Genomic DNA, 1,670 nt, shown 5'->3' on the forward strand with positions numbered 1-1,670 from the left:
GATTGTGTTTGCGAACAAGAGATTATCCATGGCCCATGACAACGCTCCTCGCCTCGAGCCCGCCTGTTTCATCCCCGTTACTGGGCAAGCTGGTTCGGCCTTTCCCTGCTCTGGCTGCTGGCCTTGCTGCCGTGGCACAGCCAGATGTGGCTGGGCCGCCAGCTCGGCCGCCTCGCCGCCAAGATACTGAAGTCACGGGTGAAAATTGCCCGTCGCAATCTGGAACTGGCGATGCCGGAACTGACCCGAGATGAACGGGAAAAACTGCTCAAAGCAAACTTCGAGAGCGTCGGCTGCGCCATCTTCGAGGTGGGCATCGCTTGGTTCTGGCCAGACTGGCGGATGCGCAACCTGATGAAGGTGGAAGGGGAAGAGCACGTCATCGCCGCCATGGAAAAGGGTCAGGGCATGCTGCTGCTCTCCTGCCATTTTTTGACGCTGGAGCTCAACGCCCGCTGTTTCGGTCTGGTACGCCCCGGCGTGGGGGTCTATCGCCCCAACACCAATCCGGTGCTGGAGTATGCCCAGTACCACGGCCGCTGCGCCTCCAACAAATATCTGGTGGACCGGATGGACGTGAAGGGGATGATCAAGGCGCTGCGCAACGGCGACGCCCTCTGGTACGCGCCGGATCACGACTACGGCTCCCACGCCAGCGTGTTCGTGCCCTACTTCGCGGTAGAGCAGGCGGCGACCATCACAGGTACCGCTACGTTGGCGCGGGTGAAAAACACCGTCACCCTGCCCTGCTACAACATCCGCACCAGCGAGGGTTACACCCTGCATATCGGGGCGCCGCTCGCCGACTACCCATGCGGTGACGAGATGGCAGATGCCGCCCGCGCCAACCGCGAGATTGAAGCCGCCGTGCGCAAGGCGCCGGAGCAGTACATGTGGCTCCATCGCCGTTTCAAGACCCGGCCCAATCCGGATGACGCTGGCTACTACTGAGTCAGAAAGGGATGAAAAAACCGCCGCGAGGCGATTTGTGATGACCTGCAGTCCGGAAAGAGTTTTCATTCGTGGCTGCATATTTAATGAGTGACAGTGCCGAGCCGCGGGTCAGGCCCCGCCAGGAACAATAAAACGAACGAAGGGAAGCGAACATGAAAGCCACTCTTTTAGTGAGCGCCCTGTGCGCATTGACAGGTTGCAGTCACCAGACCCAGAGCCCGCACCTCACCCCTCTCCCCCTGAGCGATATCACGGATGTGAATGCCCACTGGAGCCCTCTCGGCAGGAACGAATCCCGCTACCCCAAGGAAGCCATACTGGCCGAAAAAATGGGGTGTACCTCGCTCGAGTACGTGATCAATGCAGCAGGCCGGGCCGAGCAGATCCGCATGCTGACACCCAGTGAGGACGCATTCAGCGAGGCCGCCATGGAGACGCTGCAACAGTGGCAATGGCAGGCAACCGCCGCCAATCCGGGCCATCTCCCCGTCAAATCCCAAACCCGGTTCGAATTCTGTATCGAGCATAACGGCCAGCCCTGTGACACCCGCGGACTGGCGCAGCGCTGCCCGGGTGAGGACATGGTTCGCAGCACGGGGAAAGTCTACACCCAGGTCTGAGCACAGCCCCCATGGCGGTACATCCCACATGAAAAAGGTGAGCTAACGCTTAATGCCGATCAGTTAAGGATCCATTGACCGATCCTTCTGATGTGT

General features: G+C 60.2%; 1 protein-coding gene and 1 pseudogene. Both read left to right on the forward strand.

Features of this window, described 5'->3' with window-relative positions; genetic code table 11:
* Window positions 1-28 precede the first annotated feature (28 nt).
* Window positions 29-951, forward strand: a pseudogene (gene lpxL, locus AAC083_RS11195) (LpxL/LpxP family Kdo(2)-lipid IV(A) lauroyl/palmitoleoyl acyltransferase).
* Between the two features lie 155 nt (window positions 952-1,106).
* A complete protein-coding gene (locus AAC083_RS11200; RefSeq protein ID WP_108536631.1) occupies window positions 1,107-1,574 on the forward strand; it encodes an energy transducer TonB in 468 nt (155 codons plus the stop codon).
* Window positions 1,575-1,670: the final 96 nt, after the last annotated feature.

Source organism: Aeromonas sp. HMWF014, from assembly GCF_963878295.1.
Taxonomy (GTDB): Bacteria; Pseudomonadota; Gammaproteobacteria; order Enterobacterales; family Aeromonadaceae; genus Aeromonas; species Aeromonas popoffii.